Genomic DNA, 15,989 nt, shown 5'->3' on the forward strand with positions numbered 1-15,989 from the left:
ACAGTTAATTGATTACGAGGAAGCATGGCTAATATCAGCACTAATGAGTTCAAAGGCGGCGTTAAAATTATGCTCGACGGCGAACCTTGCAACATTCTTGAGAACGAATACGTTAAACCTGGTAAGGGCCAAGCCTTTAACCGCGTTAAGCTAAAGAAGCTTATCTCAGGTAAAACGTTGGAAAAAACCTTTAAATCAGGTGAGTCATTCGAAGCTGCGGACGTCATGGATATGGAATTGTCATATTTGTATACCGACGGTGAATTCTGGCATTTTATGAATAATGAATCATTTGAGCAAATCGCAGCTGACGATAAAGCCGTTGGCGATTCAGTTAAATGGTTAGTCGAAAATGACAGCTGCACGATTACCTTGTGGAATGGTACACCGATTGTTGTGACTCCTCCTAACTTTGTTGAACTTGAAATCACCGAAACTGATCCAGGTCTTAAAGGCGATACGGCTGGCACCGGCGGCAAACCCGCTACATTAACCACTGGCGCAGTGGTACGTGTACCTTTATTCGTACAAACGGGTGAAGTGGTTAAAGTTGATACGCGCAGTGGCGAATACGCATCACGCGCACAGAAGTAATTAACTGATATCGATGAAAAGCTCACGTTCATGTGAGCTTTTTTTATGCCTGCTATTCAAGGAGTTTTTATGAAACCTGAGCCCAGCCCTTGTTGGCAACCCACTGCTGACGTGGCCACACTTAAGCAAAGAGCGGCTATCATCACTAATATTCGTCAGTTTTTTGCACAACGAGATGTGTGGGAAGTAGAAACGCCCAGCCTTAGTAATGCAACAGTCAGCGATGTTCATATGCGCGTGTTTGACACGCAATTTGTTGATCCTATGTCACCACAGCAGCGAACCTTGTATCTGCAAACCTCTCCAGAATATGCCATGAAGCGACTATTATGTGCCGGCAGTGGTGCGATTTTTCAAATTGCCAAAGCGTTTCGTAATGAGGAGGCAGGCAAACATCATAATCCCGAATTTACTATGCTGGAGTGGTATCGCCCTGAGTTTGACCATAATCAGTTAATGGATGAACTTGATGAGTTGATGCAATCTGTGGTGGGCTGCTTGCCTGCAAAGCGTATGAGTTATCAAGACGCTTTTATCCAATATTTGACTATTGACCCTCTAAGCGCTCCGTTGTCGGCATTACAAACGAAGGGATGTGAGTTGGGATACGAGTATATATGCCGAGACGAGCAAGACAAAGATACTATTTTGCAGCTGCTGTTTAGCCACGAAGTAGAGCCTCATATTGCTAACAAATCCCCATGCTTTATTTTCGATTTTCCTGCAAGTCAAGCCGCGTTAGCGCGGGTAAGTGTGCAAGATGAGCGCGTCGCTGAGCGTTTTGAGCTCTACTATAAAGGATTAGAGCTGGCGAATGGCTTTCATGAATTGGCCAATGCCCCAGAGCAGCGTCAACGATTTGAGCGAGACAACCAACAACGAAAATCAGCAGGCTTATCTACTGTACCTATCGATGAGCTCTTCTTAGATGCGCTTGATGCCGGCTTGCCAGACTGTTCAGGGGTGGCCGTCGGGGTGGATCGACTTGTCATGTTGGCATTAGAAAAGTCAGATATTCAGCATGTACTGGCGTTTAATTATCAGAATGCATAAATTTCTGCTTTCACCCACTCGAAAACCGTATATGTCGACTATAGTTATTTAAAGGAAGCCGTATAGACGTATAACAGAACTCATATGCAGATAGTACCCAAGCCCTCCGCGCATCTAGCTGTAGCCTACCAGCAAGCATCCATTAAAAGTAACTTAACCCTCGTTTGGTATTTTTCTATCGTCGCTTTAATTGGCTTTGGTGTGCATCTGTTGCATCATCTTCGCTTGGGGACTGGGGCGTATAGCCCTGACATGATGCCTTATTTAGCCGTTTATTTATGCAATGTATTGTACGCCCTAGTGAATTTACTTTTGCTTCCATCTGCACGAGCTAATAACAACATTTCTTGGCGGACCGGGCTGTTAGAGCTCATGTACCCTGCGTTTCTCGCTTTCGTCGCTACGGTGCTCTCGATATACACCAGCGTGCAAGGCCATGGACCTGTCCCCTTCATTATGGGAATGATGGTCATCGCGATGTTGGTTCAAGGGCATTTGATATTTCTTTATGCTTTGTTGTTTGCGTGTTGGCTTGTTGTTAGCGCAGGTATGCTACAAATGCTACCTTTGGAGGAAGCTTCGTCACCGATTTTGACTTGCTTTACAACCATGTTGATTGCCTTCTTTATTGCGCGTCTAGCTGAGCGCACTCGCGTCGATCAATTTGAAATGCTGCAGGAATTGCATGAAAAAAACAGCTTATTGGGGGAGTTGGCAGTACAAGATCCCCTAACCAAGTTAAATAATAGGCGCTATTTTAGCAATAAATTGGAAGTGGAAACCGCGCGTAGTTTGCGTTATCAACATCCATTGAGCCTATTAGTTGTCGATGTGGATGATTTCAAAAAAATTAACGACAATGACGGGCATTTGGTTGGGGACGAAGTGTTAATCGAAATTTCGCAGCTTATTGCTCAGCAGTTACGGGCAGGGGATGTGGTGTGTCGTTACGGTGGTGACGAATTCGTTATCTTGTTAGTAGAAGCATGCGCGGAGCAGTCTCGGGAAATCGCAGATCGTATTTGCCAATCAGTTGATAGAACAAAATTTGGTCGCGCTAGCCACAAAGTCACCGTGAGCATTGGTTATGCGCAATATGTCGGGCAGCCTTTGGGTGATTTTATGCAACAAGCGGATAAGATGATGTACACCTCTAAGAAGCGAGGTAAAAATCAGGTCGCTTTCTTTGGGTACGGTATGGGAGCTGAATCCACGGAATAGCGCATTGCTTCCGCTCTACTAAATCCATACCATGTGGTTATGTGATCCCTTCTTAAGATTAATTCTTGTGCAACCTACTAATAGTGATATCCGAAATGCCTATCAGCAAGAGTGGATTACTCTGCAAAATCAGTATGATAGCTATGAAAAAGTGGCTGTGGCTATTAAATTAGTCGGCACGGCCTTGGTGGTGGCGGTGTTACTGTTAGCTGCTACTGAGATATTAGCTGTTGCCATTATTCTACTTTTTTGGGTGCAAGAAGCCATTTGGAAGACATTCCAAGGGCGCATAGAAACACGCCTGTTAGAAACTGAATTAATGCTAGCTCAAGATGCAGAACTAATGCTCCCTGATGCCGCGCCCATGCAGTTTAACCGCCATTGGTTATCTTCACGGCCTGGGGGAATGGGGCTGCTAGTTGAATACGTTAAATCTGCACTTCGCCCAACAGTCGCCATGCATTACGTATTGATGTTGCTTGTCACGCTAGTATTTTATATTGCTGCTCTTAAAGGTTAACCAACTCATGCCAGTAAAGTGCCCACATCTGAGAACCGCTAGGCTAACCATGCGCCTGTTAACTGATGATGATGCGGAATTTATACTTAGGTTGGTAAATGAACCAAGCTGGATAAAGTACATAGGAGATAGAAATATTCGCACTCTCGATGACGCCAAACATTATATTCAAACCGGACCATTAGCCATGTATGAGCAGCATGGCTATTGTCTCAACCTGGTTGAACGCTTAGCGGATAGTGTGCCTGTGGGAATGTGCGGTTTGTTAAAGAGAGAAACATTGGAATGGCCAGATATTGGCTTTGCATTTTGCGCCGAGTTTCATGGTCAAGGTTTCGCATTTGAAGCCGCTAAAGCCACATTGGAGGATGCACAAGATGCACTGGGGTTAACCCAGATTGCGGCAGTGACCGCACTGGATAACGACCCCTCTATAGCATTGTTAAATAAGCTTGGCTTCGCGCTTGTGAAACAAATTGGGTTTGAACCACAAGGCGAAGCAAGTCACTTATTTTTAAAAGCGTTAGACGGGCGGTAACACACTTACGCGTTTAATCAGTACAGGCTCAACAGGCACATCAGCCCAACCCCAAGTGGTGTCATAGTCTGTTTCGACCAGTGATATGGCATCAAGTGTATCTGTGCCTTCTACTACATAACCGAAAACGGTATAGCCCCAGTTCCGGCCCGGATCGAGACTGACGTTGTCATTCATGTTGAAGAAAAACTGCCTGTTTGAAGAATGCGGGTCTTTCTGGCGTGCCATGGCAATGGTGTACATTTCATTTTTCAAACCATTACCTGATTCATTGATTATATCTGGGAACGACGGTTTCTCAGCAAAATCAACATCGTACCCTCCGCCTTGAACCACAAAATTAGCCACGATTCGATGAAAAATAGTGTCTTCGTAACTGCGCTTGTCTACATAACGTAAAAAATTATTGACCGCGATAGGGGCTTTTGAGCGGTCGAGTTCAACTGTGATGTCACCCATGGAGGTCTCAATTTTTACCCTAGGATAAAAATTATCGGCTTGAATTTGGCTGCCATCGTCCTTTGGCTTAGCAACGGCAGACATACTGATAATAAAAATACTGATACACAGGGCGCGCAACATACTGGCCTCCTAATTACTTTTTGACTGCTGACAAAATACTGAATTTTCGGTCACTTGCAAGTACCTTGTAGTGACCGAAAAGGCGCTTAATGGTTTGTGGGTAATCTAAATGCCGATTGCCAACAACGCGCAACTCCCCAGCATGTTTAAGAATACGTTTACTGTCTTTGAACATTTGCAGGGCGATATGATCGGTAATGGTATTTTGTTGATGAAAGGGGGGATTACATAAAACGATATCAACTGTCGTCTCGTTTTCGCCTGATGATAGGTACTCGTCTAAACAGTTACTCACAATAAACTCACACTGAGCGAGCTTGTCTGGCATGTTTTGTTCGATGTTCATTTTTGCAGAAGCAATGGCCATAAAAGACTCGTCTACAAAAATGACGTGAGCGTCCGGTGATTTATGCAGTACATGCAGGCCTAATACCCCGTTACCGCAACCTAGATCCACGATGCGCTTATTATTAGCATCCGGTAGATGGGCAAGTAATACCCGCGCCCCTATATCTAACTGTTGGCGGGAGAAAACATTCGCAAGGTTGCTCATAGTAAAGAGCGTGTTGTCGGTTTTCCATTTTGTGGGGTAAGGGCTAACACTTTGTTTAACGCCGTCGTATTGGCAAAATATCAAGCGTGACTTTTTCTTAGCTAAGGATGTGGTGGTGAGCCCAAGGTGCTTTTCAAACAATGCCAGCGTTGATTTTTGAATGGCATTGGCTTTGCCCGCTGCGATGATGCGTGTTTCAGGGGTAACTGACGATTGTAAATCAATGAGTTGCTGTTCTAATAAAGCGAGGGTTTTAGGGACTTTAATTAAAACCAGATCAGCCTTTTGATTGGCTTTATACAGACTGTTCTGAGCGTTAACACTGTCAATGGAGAGGTGGTTGCGTTCAAGGTTTAAGGCCAGAGCCTTATGTGCGACAAAAGAATCGCTTATCCATAGGGGGGCGCTATGTGTTGCAAACCAAACGCCTAACGCACCAAAGTCATCATTGTATATATGGACATTAAGCCCATTAAGATCCGTGATATTCTGTGCCACGTATTCCATTAAGTATTCATCAGCTGAATCCCATGCTTGCCAGCTGACGTGTTGGTTTTCAGCAGGATATCTCAATAATTGGTAGCTATGATTTAAAAGCGTAAGTTCTGTTTTCATCTAATTCTTATATATCGAGGTTGGTTTGCAACAATCTAGTTTATTCCCGTCAGCTTCTTCTGATGAGGCTGAAATACTGCCTTTACCAGACGGAGATTTTCGCTATTTTCAACATTTCTTGTCCACTCAAGAAGCGGATAATTATTACCAGCGGCTGCTTGAGTCATTAGCTTGGCGACAAGATGATATCAAAATGTACGGTAAACAGGTTAAAATCCCACGCTTGCAAGCGTGGTACGGTGATAACGATGCGCTATATCAGTATTCAGGCCTCGATTTGCCACCTATACCTTGGACCGAAGAACTGCATTCCCTGAAAGTACAGTGTGAAAAAGCCTGTAAAAGCGTTTTTAACTCTGTATTGGCTAATTGTTATCGTGACGGTCAAGATAGTATGGCTTGGCATAGCGATGACGAACCTGAGTTAGGTGCTCGACCGGTTATTGCATCGTTGAGTTTGGGGCAGGTGCGAAATTTTGATTTAAAGCATCGAACGAGTGGGCAAAGACACAGGCTGCCTTTGGAGCACGGCAGTTTGTTCGTTATGGCTGGCAATTCCCAAGCAAATTGGCTGCATAGTTTAGCTAAAACGACAAAGTCGCTGGCACCACGTATTAATCTAACATTTCGTTTGGTCACACCAAATTTGCGCCGCTAACGAAATTCACTTACTCCTTCGGCAAAGCCGGACAAAGGGCAAAAAATGACAATACAACAATCAATCGAGCGTAAATTACAAGCCGGATTTAGCCCTGTTCATTTAGAGGTCGTTAATGAAAGCTTCATGCACAATGTACCAGAGGGCGCTGAAAGCCATTTTAAGGTCGTTATTGTCAGCGATGAGTTTGGCGGCAAACGCTTGATTGGTCGCCACCGTGCGGTGAATCAAATTTTGGCCGACGAGCTAGCTAATAATATTCATGCGTTAGCTATTCACACTTACACCCAAGAAGAATGGAATACGTTGCAACAACAATCGCCTGATTCACCAAATTGTCTTGGTGGTTCTAAATCATAAAGGCGTGAAATAATGGAAAATATGACGAATTTTTAATGTTCATGTATGGTTATAAAGCTATATCGCATTAAAATAATAAATTATAAGGCTCGTTATTATGCAAAAAGTCAATCCACTTAATTTGCTCTTGGCTATTTTTATACCTCCTTTGGGGGCGTTGCTCCAAGTAGGCCTGAGCGCACATTTTTTCTTAAATATCTTACTCACTCTTTTTGGTGTACTGCCTGGCGTAATCCACGCGGTATGGCTTGTTTTGAAAAATAAATAACCGCCATTAATGTGTCGGTGTTCGATCTGCTCAGAGTTGTTTAATTACTCTGGGCATTTACAATGGACGCCGCTTTTTTTATAGGAAAAATGAATATGGTTATTAAGCCAAAGATCCGTGGCTTTATTTGTACAAATGCTCACCCTGAAGGTTGCGCAGCAAGTGTTGCTCAACAAATTGAATATGTCTCCTCTCAGGGGGATCTTGGCAGCGGACCTAAAAATGTATTAGTGATTGGTTCTTCAACCGGTTATGGATTGGCCTCACGCATTGTGTCAGCTTTTGGTTATGGCGCGAACACTCTGGGTGTCTGTTTTGAAAAGGCGCCGAGTGAACGTAAAACGGCAACTGCAGGTTGGTATAATACTGCTGCTTTTCATAAAGAAGCGAAAGAGAAAGGGCTTTTTGCCCAAACCATAAACGGCGATGCGTTTTCTAAAGAGATAAAAGCGCAAGCAATTGAGACCATCAAACGTGAGATGGGTCAGGTTGATTTGGTGATATACAGTTTAGCGTCTCCACGTCGCACAGATCCCGAAACGGGAGAAGTATATAAGTCTACCTTGAAACCTGTGGGACAAGCTTATACCACTAAAACCTATGATACGGACAAAGACCGAATCCATGACATTTCTCTTGAACCTGCCAATGAAGATGAAATTGCACAAACGATCAAAGTCATGGGCGGTGAAGATTGGGAGTTATGGTTGGATGCCTTAGCAGAAGCAGACCTACTTGCCGAGGGCTGTAAAACCACAGCATATACCTATATTGGCAAAGAGCTAACTTGGCCGATTTACGGGCAAGCAACTATTGGCAAAGCGAAAGAAGATTTAGATCGTGCAGCGGCAGCCATCGTTAGCAAGAACCAAGAAAAGCACATTGAAGCCTATGTATCTTCATTGAAAGCACTTGTTACCCAAGCCAGTTCAGCTATTCCTGTTATGCCTTTGTATATTTCTCTTATTTATAAGGTGATGAAGGAAGAGGGCACGCACGAAGGGTGTATCGAACAAATCAAAGGCTTGTTCACAGAACGTTTATTTGCACAATCTCCCGCGTTAGATGAGCAAGGCCGTTTGCGTATGGATGGCAAAGAAACAAATGAGGCTACGCAAGCTAAGATCAAAGCGTTGTGGGATCAAGTTACACAAGAAAACTTTCATGAGCTAAGTGATTACGCCGGTTATCATCATGAGTTCTTAAAGCTTTTCGGTTTTGATGTCGAAGGTGTCGATTACGAGAAAGAACAAAATACGTTAGCCGATTGGGATTAATCGTCTACTATATTGGTATAAAAAACCGCCTCAATAAGGCGGTTTTTTTATGTCTAGGAAATAGATGCAAATAAGAGTTATTCGCATGCTCCGCAATGATGAATGTAAACAACTTGTTGCAATGTGGCTCTGTGTGGATAAGAAGCGGATAATGACGATAAAATACACTAAAAAAATTGTGCTTAAGCACATTTGGCATGGCAGAACCGGTAGGGATAATGTTAAAATTCCGGAGTTAGATTAAGTGGGAAATTCATATCCACAGAATCTCTGTAAAAGAGTACGAGAAAACACAGCGGTTAATTAAACTAATAAACGTGACTTCGTCAGTTAGTTATTTAAGCGATTACATTTACAAAATAACATCAAAAATACTCATCACGAATAGGTTTTTTGTCAACAAGTTGCTTACTTGGGTGGCATGTAGCTGAAAGGCTAACCGTGATGTGTATTGACTTTAGAGTAGTGCTATTGCGTATGATTAAAATCAAGAAAGGGTTAGATCTTCCGATTACGGGAGCGCCAGAACAAAAGATTCATGACGGTCCAGCGATTACTAAGGTTGCTGTGCTAGGTGAAGAGTACATTGGAATGCGTCCAACCATGCATGTTCAGGTTGGCGATAAAGTGCAGAAAGGCCAGATGCTTTTCGAAGACAAAAAGAATCCAGGTGTGAAGTTCACAGCACCTGCTTCTGGTAGTGTCATCGAAGTTAACCGTGGCGCAAAACGTGTTTTGCAGTCAGTGGTTATTCAAGTTGAAGGTGATGACGCAGTAGAATTCGACAAATATGCCGAATCTGAACTGTCATCTATAGCGGCCGACAAAGTGCAACACAATCTAGTGGAATCTGGATTATGGACTGCACTGCGTACGCGTCCTTATAGCAAAACCCCTGCTCTTGACAGCAAACCTCACTCCATATTCGTTAGCGCGATGGATACTAATCCATTAGCTGGCGATCCTGCCGTTATTATTGCCCCGCGTAGTGCAGATTTTATCAATGGTTTACGTGTTATCTCGCGTTTAACTGAAGGTAAGGTATTTGTGAGTAAAGCGCCCGGTGCTGATATTCCAGTAGGGGACGTGAAAGTTGACGTGAACGAATTTGCCGGACCACATCCTGCAGGTTTAGTGGGCACGCATATTCATCACCTAGATACTGTTGGTGCGGCTAAGAAAGTTTGGCATATCAACTACCAAGATGTGATTGCGGTTGGTGCGTTATTTACAACAGGTAAGTTGAATAACGAGCGTGTTATCGCCCTAGGCGGCCCCGCTGCTAAGAATCCGCGTTTAATTAAAACCGTGTTAGGTGCAAGTGTCAGTGAGTTGACCTCTGGTGAAACCACTGAAGGCGAAGTTCGCACAATTTCAGGCTCGGTTTTACAAGGTAATAACGCCCATGGCGTTCATGGTTATGTGGGTCGTTACCATGTTCAGCTTTCACTTCTTAGTGAAGGTCGTGAAAAAGAATTCCTAGGTTGGATTAAGCCAGGTGCCAATCAGCACTCTGTGACCCGTGCATACCTTGCACATTTTAGCCCTAAGAAATTATTCAATATGACAACCACCACTAATGGTTCAGACCGTTCTATGGTGCCAATTGGTAACTATGAGCGTGTTATGCCGTTAGATATTTTACCAACATTATTGTTGCGTGATTTGATTTCTGGTGACACTGACAGTGCTCAAACATTAGGTTGTTTAGAGTTAGACGAAGAAGATTTAGCGCTTTGTACCTATGTTTGCCCTGGTAAATATAATTACGGGCCGATCTTGCGTGAGAGTCTAGACAAGATTGAGAAAGAGGGTTAACTCATGGGTTTAAAAGCATATTTAGAGAAAATTGAACCTAACTTTGAAGCAGGTGGTAAGTACGAAAAATGGTATGCGCTTTACGAAGCAGCAGCGACCATTTTTTACACCCCTGGTAAAGTTAACAAAGCTGGCACTCACGTGCGTGACAGCATCGACTTAAAACGTATTATGATCATGGTATGGGCTGCTACGTTCCCTGCAATGTTCTACGGTATGTACAACATAGGTCAGCAAGCTCATAACGTTATTCTAAACGGTGGCGCGTCATTGCCTGATATGTGGCAAGCGGCTTTATTTACTGCGCTTGGCGGTCAAATAGGCCTTGAGTCTACCGGTGGATTAGCCATGTTCCTTTATGGTGCGTGTTTTTTCCTACCTATCTACGCCGTAACCTTTATTGTGGGCGGCTTCTGGGAAGTACTGTTTGCTTCTGTGCGTAAGCATGAAGTTAACGAAGGCTTCTTTGTTACCTCAGTACTTTTCGCATTAACCTTGCCTGCAACTATCCCTTTATGGCAGGTGGCGCTAGGTATTACCTTTGGTGTGGTGATTGCGAAAGAAGTCTTTGGCGGCACAGGCCGTAACTTCTTAAACCCTGCGCTTTCTGGTCGTGCGTTCCTATATTTTGCTTATCCTGCACAAATTTCAGGCGATGCAATTTGGACGGCTGCCGACGGTTTCTCAGGGGCGACTTGGTTAAGCCAAGCGGCTGCTGGCAATGTTACCGATTGGTCTTTGAATGCTGATTGGTGGGATGCATTCTTCGGAAATATTCAAGGTTCTGTCGGTGAAGTATCGTCACTGGCTATCTTGCTGGGTGGTTTGTTCATTATTTATATGCGTATTGCTTCATGGCGTATCGTGTTAGGTGTGCTGCTAGGCGGGGCGGTATTCAGTACTTTGCTTAACGTTATTGGCAGTGACACAAATGCTATGTTTGCTATGCCTTGGTACTGGCACGTAGTCACCGGTGGATTCGCCTTTGGTATGTTCTTTATGGCGACCGATCCTGTTTCAGCATCATTCACAAATAGTGCTAAATGGGCTTACGGTTTCTTAATCGGTTTAATGTGTGTATTGATTCGTGTACTCAACCCTGCTTTCCCTGAAGGTATGATGTTGGCAATCTTGTTTGCCAATTTATGGGCTCCACTATTCGATTATTTCGTCGCTCAAAGCAATATTAAACGGAGGATGGCACGTGTCGGCTAAAAAAGAAACATTAGGCAAAACGGTCGGCGTTGTTATCGCCGTATGTTTAGTTTGTTCGGTTATTGTATCAACGGCGGCGGTTAGCCTACGTTCACAACAACAAGCAAATGCGAAGCTAGATAAGCAAACTAATATCTTAGAATCTGCCGGCTTACTTGAAGCCGGGCAGAGTAAAGAGCAAATCGCAGCGACCTATGCAGATCGCGTACAAGAAAAGTTTGTTGATTTAGCAACGGGCCAGTACGTTGAGAAGGAAGCTGGCTATGATATGTATAAAGCAGCGCGTGACCCTGAAGAAAGTATCAAGCCTGTGCCTGATACCGCTGGGATTTTACGTCGCCCGAACGTTGCTAGTGTGTATTTAATTTCTAATCCTGACGGCGAAGTAACACGTATCGTGTTGCCTATCAACGGCAGTGGCTTATGGAACTTAATGTATGCCATGTTAGCGGTTGACTCTGACGGTAATACCGTTCGTGAGCTAGTGTATTACGATCAGCAAGAAACGCCTGGTCTTGGCGGTGAAGTTCAGAACCCTGAATGGAAAGCGAAGTGGGACGGTAAGAAATTGTATAAAAATGGCGAAGTGGCTATTGATGTGACCAAGGGCGCAAAAGCGAATGACCCTTATGAAGTTGATGCTTTGTCAGGTGCGACGTTAACCAGTAATGGCGTACAAAATACACTTGATTATTGGCTGGGTGAGAATGGCTTCGGTCCTTACCTTAAAAACCAACCATGGAAATCGTGAGAGACTAGACAATGGCTGATACTAAAGAAATGAAAAAGGTATTGTTTGGGCCAATCCTAGACAATAACCCAATAGCACTGCAAATACTGGGCGTATGTTCAGCATTGGCGGTAACCACTAAGTTAGAAACGGCATTAGTAATGTCACTTGCTCTTACTGCAGTAACGGCATTCTCTAACTTGTTTATCTCTATGATCCGTTCACAGATACCTTCATCAGTACGTATTATCGTGCAGATGACGATTATTGCGTCATTGGTAATCGTAGTGGATCAAATCCTGAAAGCTTATTCTTACGAGATATCCAAACAGCTGTCGGTATTCGTTGGCTTGATTATCACCAACTGTATCGTAATGGGTCGAGCTGAAGCCTTTGCTATGAAAAGCCCGCCATTTATCAGTTTCCTTGACGGGATTGGTAACGGCTTAGGCTACTCGTTTGTATTGATTGTTATCGGTACTATTAAAGAGTTGTTCGGTTTCGGTACTATTCTCGGTTTCGAAATTTTACCACTCATTCAAAATGGCGGTTGGTATCAAGGTAATGGTTTATTGATTTTACCTTTCAGCTCGTTCTTCTTAATCGGTGGTTTAATTTGGTTCATCAGAACTATTAAGCCTGAACAAGTAGAGCCTAAGGAGTAATTTCGTGGAACAATATCTTAGTTTATTTATCCGTTCTATCTTCCTAGAAAACATGGCGTTGTTCTATTTCTTGGGTATGTGTACTTTCTTGGCCGTATCAAAGAAAGTAAAAACGGCGATGGGTCTGGGTGTTGCGGTTATCGTAGTATTGACGATTTCTGTACCTGTAAACCAACTTGTTTATGCCAACATTCTTGCGCCTGGCGCACTAGGTTGGGCTGGCTTTCCTGACACCGATTTGAGCTTCTTAAGCTTTTTGACTTTCATTGGTGTAATCGCTGCTTTGGTTCAAATTCTTGAAATGACGCTAGATAAGTTTTTCCCTGCGCTATACAACGCGTTAGGTATTTTCTTACCTTTGATCACTGTTAACTGTGCAATTTTTGGTGGCGTAGCATTCGCTGTTCAGCGTGATTACACCTTCACCGAAAGTATCTTCTACGGTGCGGGTAGTGGTGCAGGTTGGGCATTAGCGATCACATTACTTGCGGCAGTGCGTGAGAAACTTAAGTATGCAGATATGCCAGAAGGCGTGCGTGGTTTAGGTTCCGTATTTATGATTGCAGGATTAATGGCGTTGGGCTTCCAGTCATTTTCTGGCGTATCAATTTAATCGAAACCGAATAGGAGTATTTAGATGTTAGACATTTATCTTGGCGTAGGAATGTTTATTGCCATCGTTCTAGCTTTGGTTTTGATCATTATGTTTGCCAAATCCAAGTTAGTGCCAGAAGGCGAAGTGACCATTTCTATCAATGGTGATCCAGACAAAGCAATCACTGCTCAGCCTGGTGATAAGTTATTAGGTGCCTTAGCAAACTCAGGCATATTCGTATCGTCAGCTTGTGGTGGCGGTGGCTCTTGTGGTCAATGTCGGGTGGACATTAAAGCAGGCGGCGGTGAAATTTTACCGACTGAGCTTGACCACATAAGCAAGCGTGAAGCGAAAGAAGGTTGCCGTTTATCGTGTCAGGTTTCTATTAAGCAGGACATGGACATCGAGCTACCTGAAGAGATTTTTGGTATCAAGAAGTGGGATTGTGAAGTTATCTCTAACGATAACAAAGCGACCTTCATTAAAGAGCTTAAACTTAAAATTCCTAATGGTGAAAGTGTGCCTTTCCGTGCCGGTGGTTATATTCAAATTGAAGCTCCACCTCACCATGTTAAATATAAAGACTTCGATGTTCCTGAAGAATATCGTGGTGACTGGGAACGTTTTGGCTTCTTTGATATTGAATCAAAAGTGGATGACGAAACGATTCGTGCATATTCAATGGCTAACTACCCAGAAGAAGAAGGTATTATCATGTTGAACGTGCGTGTGGCTTCACCACCGCCAAACAACTTGTCTTTACCTGCAGGTAAAATGTCATCTTATATCTGGAGCTTGAAAGAAGGCGACAAAGCCACTATTTCTGGCCCATTTGGTGAGTTCTTCGCTAAGAAGACCGACGCTGAGATGGTATTTATCGGTGGTGGTGCTGGTATGGCGCCAATGCGTTCGCATATCTTCGATCAACTTCGTCGTCTTAAAACAGATCGTAAAATTTCGTTCTGGTATGGCGCGCGTTCATTACGCGAAATGTTCTACGTAGAAGATTTCGATATGTTGCAGAAGGAAAACGACAACTTTAAGTGGCATGTTGCTTTGTCTGATCCACAACCAGAAGATAACTGGGAAGGTATGACAGGCTTTATCCACCAAGTATTGTTGGAAAACTATCTTAAAGATCATCCAGCTCCAGAAGACTGTGAGTTCTATATGTGTGGTCCTCCTATGATGAACGCAGCTGTTATCAGTATGCTGAAAGACTTAGGTGTTGAAGATGAAAACATCATGCTTGATGACTTCGGTGGTTAATTAGCTATCACTCGATAGTGAACAAAACCGAGTTAACAACACATGTAAATAAGGGACTTCGGTCCCTTTTTTTATTTAGGTGAAAAAATGATAAAGGGTGACAGCGGGAAGGCTAAATTCCTCAGTTTAATCTTGTGGATATGGCTGCTATGCAGTTGCAGTCAAGCGCCAACAGAAACACATTTAGCGGGCCATACCATGGGCACGACTTACAATGTGAAGTTCGTTAATAGAAATAATGTAAATGAACAAAAATTACATGACGACATCGATGCTGCATTGGTGAAAGTAAATGAATTGATGTCGACTTACGACGCCAATTCAGAACTGTCACGATTCAACCAGTGGAAGAGTGAAGCACCCTTTGCGTTATCTTCAGAAACGTTGAAGGTGATGCAGGAAGCGAAGCGCTTGGGCGAGTTAAGTCATGGCGTACTTGATGTGACTGTAGGGCCATTGGTTAACCTTTGGGGCTTTGGTCCTGATGCGAAACCTGAGAAACGCCCCAGTAAACAAACTGTGGCAGAAGTCAAAGCTCGCATCGGATTAGATAAATTGACCTTACTTGATAACGGCGCGCAAAAGTCTGAAATTGATTTGTATGTTGACCTGTCTACTATTGCCAAGGGCTATGGTGTCGATGTCGTGGCCGAGTTATTGGATGAAAAGGGTCTGCATGATTACCTAGTAGAGGTTGGCGGCGAAATGCGTGTCTCAGGGCATAAAGCAACTGGCAGAGAATGGCGTATAGCTGTTGAAAAACCTGTCTCGGTTGAGCGTGCGGTGCAAGAAATCATTTCGATAGGAACAAACGCAATTGCAACCTCAGGAGATTATCGCAACTACTTTGAAGAAGATGGTGTGCGATATTCCCACTTAATAGACCCACGTACAGGCGCACCTATCACGCACAATCTAGTCGCGGTGACTGTGGTGCATTCGTCCTCAATGACGGCAGACGGGTTAGCGACAGCGCTGATCGTAATGGGTAAGGAAGAAGCCTTTAACGTGGCGTTACAGAATGATTTAGCGGTATTAATGATCACACGAGAAAACGGCGAGTTTAAAGAGTATACTACGCCAAAATTTGAACCCTTCATTAATCGCCAATAGTAATAATCGAAAATGACCAATTCGGAGTGATATTTTGAGTACTTTTATCTTAGCATTCGTATTTTTTCTAGTCGTAGCAGTCGCTATGTCTCTCGGCTATTTAGTACAGCGTAAAGCGATAGCAGGTAGTTGCGGTGGTTTAGGCGCCTTGGGTATCGATAAAGCCTGTGATTGCCCAGAGCCATGTGATCGCAAAAAAGCCCGCTTAGAGCGAGAAGAAGCGCGTCAAGCCAAGCTGAATGAGTGGAAGCAAAACCAAATTCTTTAAGCTGTGTCGTCAGAAAATTCCCGGCAGTGAGATTTACATTGACTCTGGCGGACAATCGCGCAAAATAACTGTTTTTA

19 protein-coding genes are annotated in these 15,989 nt (G+C 43.7%); 17 read left to right on the plus strand and 2 right to left on the minus strand.

Annotated elements, in window-relative coordinates:
* Positions 1-24: 24 nt before the first annotated feature.
* From efp to AC0VYA_RS02220, 5 genes are all read left to right on the plus strand, one after another.
* Positions 25-594 carry an elongation factor P gene (gene efp, locus AC0VYA_RS02200; protein ID WP_006992639.1) on the plus strand — a complete coding sequence of 190 codons (570 nt, stop codon included), beginning with the start codon at positions 25-27 and terminating at the stop codon, positions 592-594.
* A gap of 69 nt (positions 595-663) precedes the next feature.
* The gene (gene epmA, locus AC0VYA_RS02205) at positions 664-1,647 is read left to right on the plus strand and encodes an elongation factor P--(R)-beta-lysine ligase (protein WP_475489916.1); all 984 of its coding nucleotides are present in this window, start codon (positions 664-666) and stop codon (positions 1,645-1,647) included.
* A gap of 84 nt (positions 1,648-1,731) precedes the next feature.
* On the plus strand, positions 1,732-2,868 hold the full coding sequence (locus AC0VYA_RS02210; RefSeq protein ID WP_475489917.1) for a GGDEF domain-containing protein: 1,137 nt from the start codon (positions 1,732-1,734) through the stop codon (positions 2,866-2,868).
* Positions 2,869-2,935: 67 nt separating this feature from the next.
* Complete coding sequence (locus tag AC0VYA_RS02215; protein ID WP_475489918.1) at positions 2,936-3,388, plus strand: hypothetical protein; 453 nt, start codon at positions 2,936-2,938, stop codon at positions 3,386-3,388.
* 7 nt (positions 3,389-3,395) lie between these two features.
* Complete coding sequence (locus AC0VYA_RS02220; RefSeq protein ID WP_475489919.1) at positions 3,396-3,926, plus strand: GNAT family N-acetyltransferase; 531 nt, start codon at positions 3,396-3,398, stop codon at positions 3,924-3,926.
* Here the strand turns inward: AC0VYA_RS02220 and AC0VYA_RS02225 are convergent.
* Both AC0VYA_RS02225 and AC0VYA_RS02230 read right to left on the minus strand, forming a co-directional pair.
* Positions 3,912-4,508: a peptidylprolyl isomerase gene (locus AC0VYA_RS02225; protein WP_475489920.1), complete on the minus strand. Its 597-nt coding sequence runs from the start codon at positions 4,506-4,508 to the stop codon at positions 3,912-3,914. The genes AC0VYA_RS02220 and AC0VYA_RS02225 overlap by 15 nt on opposite strands.
* A gap of 13 nt (positions 4,509-4,521) precedes the next feature.
* Entirely contained in the window at positions 4,522-5,676 is a 1,155-nt protein-coding gene (locus AC0VYA_RS02230) for a methyltransferase (protein ID WP_475489921.1), read from the minus strand.
* 25 nt (positions 5,677-5,701) lie between these two features.
* On the opposite strand from AC0VYA_RS02230, the gene AC0VYA_RS02235 reads away from it, so the two are divergent.
* The 12 genes from AC0VYA_RS02235 (at position 5,702) to nqrM (ending at position 15,912) form a co-directional block, all read left to right on the plus strand.
* Positions 5,702-6,334 carry an alpha-ketoglutarate-dependent dioxygenase AlkB family protein gene (locus AC0VYA_RS02235; protein WP_475489922.1) on the plus strand — a complete coding sequence of 211 codons (633 nt, stop codon included), beginning with the start codon at positions 5,702-5,704 and terminating at the stop codon, positions 6,332-6,334.
* 45 nt (positions 6,335-6,379) lie between these two features.
* The gene (gene bolA / locus AC0VYA_RS02240) at positions 6,380-6,694 is read left to right on the plus strand and encodes a transcriptional regulator BolA (RefSeq protein ID WP_473477854.1); all 315 of its coding nucleotides are present in this window, start codon (positions 6,380-6,382) and stop codon (positions 6,692-6,694) included.
* Between the two features lie 97 nt (positions 6,695-6,791).
* Entirely contained in the window at positions 6,792-6,962 is a 171-nt protein-coding gene (locus AC0VYA_RS02245; protein ID WP_473477857.1) for a YqaE/Pmp3 family membrane protein, read from the plus strand.
* Positions 6,963-7,057: 95 nt separating this feature from the next.
* Positions 7,058-8,239, plus strand: a complete 1,182-nt coding sequence (fabV, locus tag AC0VYA_RS02250; protein WP_475489923.1) for an enoyl-ACP reductase FabV — start codon at positions 7,058-7,060, stop codon at positions 8,237-8,239.
* Positions 8,240-8,716: 477 nt separating this feature from the next.
* Positions 8,717-10,057: a Na(+)-translocating NADH-quinone reductase subunit A gene (locus tag AC0VYA_RS02255; protein WP_475489924.1), complete on the plus strand. Its 1,341-nt coding sequence runs from the start codon at positions 8,717-8,719 to the stop codon at positions 10,055-10,057.
* 3 nt (positions 10,058-10,060) lie between these two features.
* Positions 10,061-11,272, plus strand: coding sequence for an NADH:ubiquinone reductase (Na(+)-transporting) subunit B (locus AC0VYA_RS02260; protein WP_011573378.1), 1,212 nt, complete (start codon positions 10,061-10,063; stop codon positions 11,270-11,272).
* A complete protein-coding gene (locus tag AC0VYA_RS02265) occupies positions 11,262-12,023 on the plus strand; it encodes a Na(+)-translocating NADH-quinone reductase subunit C (RefSeq protein ID WP_011573379.1) in 762 nt (253 codons plus the stop codon). Before AC0VYA_RS02260 ends, AC0VYA_RS02265 begins: the two co-directional genes overlap by 11 nt.
* Before the next feature lie 11 nt (positions 12,024-12,034).
* On the plus strand, positions 12,035-12,667 hold the full coding sequence (locus tag AC0VYA_RS02270) for an NADH:ubiquinone reductase (Na(+)-transporting) subunit D (RefSeq protein WP_006992653.1): 633 nt from the start codon (positions 12,035-12,037) through the stop codon (positions 12,665-12,667).
* Between the two features lie 4 nt (positions 12,668-12,671).
* Positions 12,672-13,280 (plus strand): NADH:ubiquinone reductase (Na(+)-transporting) subunit E, encoded by a 609-nt coding sequence (gene nqrE / locus AC0VYA_RS02275; protein WP_006992654.1) that lies wholly within the window; start codon positions 12,672-12,674, stop codon positions 13,278-13,280.
* Between the two features lie 24 nt (positions 13,281-13,304).
* Positions 13,305-14,531, plus strand: a complete 1,227-nt coding sequence (nqrF, locus tag AC0VYA_RS02280; protein WP_011573380.1) for an NADH:ubiquinone reductase (Na(+)-transporting) subunit F — start codon at positions 13,305-13,307, stop codon at positions 14,529-14,531.
* Between the two features lie 87 nt (positions 14,532-14,618).
* The gene (locus tag AC0VYA_RS02285; RefSeq protein WP_475489925.1) at positions 14,619-15,644 is read left to right on the plus strand and encodes an FAD:protein FMN transferase; all 1,026 of its coding nucleotides are present in this window, start codon (positions 14,619-14,621) and stop codon (positions 15,642-15,644) included.
* A gap of 34 nt (positions 15,645-15,678) precedes the next feature.
* On the plus strand, positions 15,679-15,912 hold the full coding sequence (gene nqrM, locus AC0VYA_RS02290; protein ID WP_011573382.1) for a (Na+)-NQR maturation NqrM: 234 nt from the start codon (positions 15,679-15,681) through the stop codon (positions 15,910-15,912).
* Positions 15,913-15,989 lie beyond the last annotated feature (77 nt).

This window comes from Paraglaciecola sp. QJM3NY_14 (assembly GCF_056173245.1).

Excerpts from the sequence above, each read along its gene's own strand:
- AC0VYA_RS02245 (WP_473477857.1), top strand. The coding sequence starts at position 6,792 with ATGCAAAAAGTCAATCCACTTAATTTGCTCTTGGCTATTTTTATACCT.
- epmA (WP_475489916.1), top strand. The coding sequence starts at position 664 with ATGAAACCTGAGCCCAGCCCTTGTTGGCAACCCACTGCTGACGTGGCC.
- nqrF (WP_011573380.1), top strand. The coding sequence starts at position 13,305 with ATGTTAGACATTTATCTTGGCGTAGGAATGTTTATTGCCATCGTTCTA.
- AC0VYA_RS02225 (WP_475489920.1), bottom strand. The coding sequence starts at position 4,508 with ATGTTGCGCGCCCTGTGTATCAGTATTTTTATTATCAGTATGTCTGCC.
- AC0VYA_RS02255 (WP_475489924.1), top strand. The coding sequence starts at position 8,717 with ATGATTAAAATCAAGAAAGGGTTAGATCTTCCGATTACGGGAGCGCCA.
- AC0VYA_RS02285 (WP_475489925.1), top strand. The coding sequence starts at position 14,619 with ATGATAAAGGGTGACAGCGGGAAGGCTAAATTCCTCAGTTTAATCTTG.
- efp (WP_006992639.1), top strand. The coding sequence starts at position 25 with ATGGCTAATATCAGCACTAATGAGTTCAAAGGCGGCGTTAAAATTATG.
- bolA (WP_473477854.1), top strand. The coding sequence starts at position 6,380 with ATGACAATACAACAATCAATCGAGCGTAAATTACAAGCCGGATTTAGC.
- AC0VYA_RS02210 (WP_475489917.1), top strand. The coding sequence starts at position 1,732 with ATGCAGATAGTACCCAAGCCCTCCGCGCATCTAGCTGTAGCCTACCAG.
- AC0VYA_RS02230 (WP_475489921.1), bottom strand. The coding sequence starts at position 5,676 with ATGAAAACAGAACTTACGCTTTTAAATCATAGCTACCAATTATTGAGA.
- AC0VYA_RS02260 (WP_011573378.1), top strand. The coding sequence starts at position 10,061 with ATGGGTTTAAAAGCATATTTAGAGAAAATTGAACCTAACTTTGAAGCA.
- fabV (WP_475489923.1), top strand. The coding sequence starts at position 7,058 with ATGGTTATTAAGCCAAAGATCCGTGGCTTTATTTGTACAAATGCTCAC.
- AC0VYA_RS02220 (WP_475489919.1), top strand. The coding sequence starts at position 3,396 with ATGCCAGTAAAGTGCCCACATCTGAGAACCGCTAGGCTAACCATGCGC.
- AC0VYA_RS02270 (WP_006992653.1), top strand. The coding sequence starts at position 12,035 with ATGGCTGATACTAAAGAAATGAAAAAGGTATTGTTTGGGCCAATCCTA.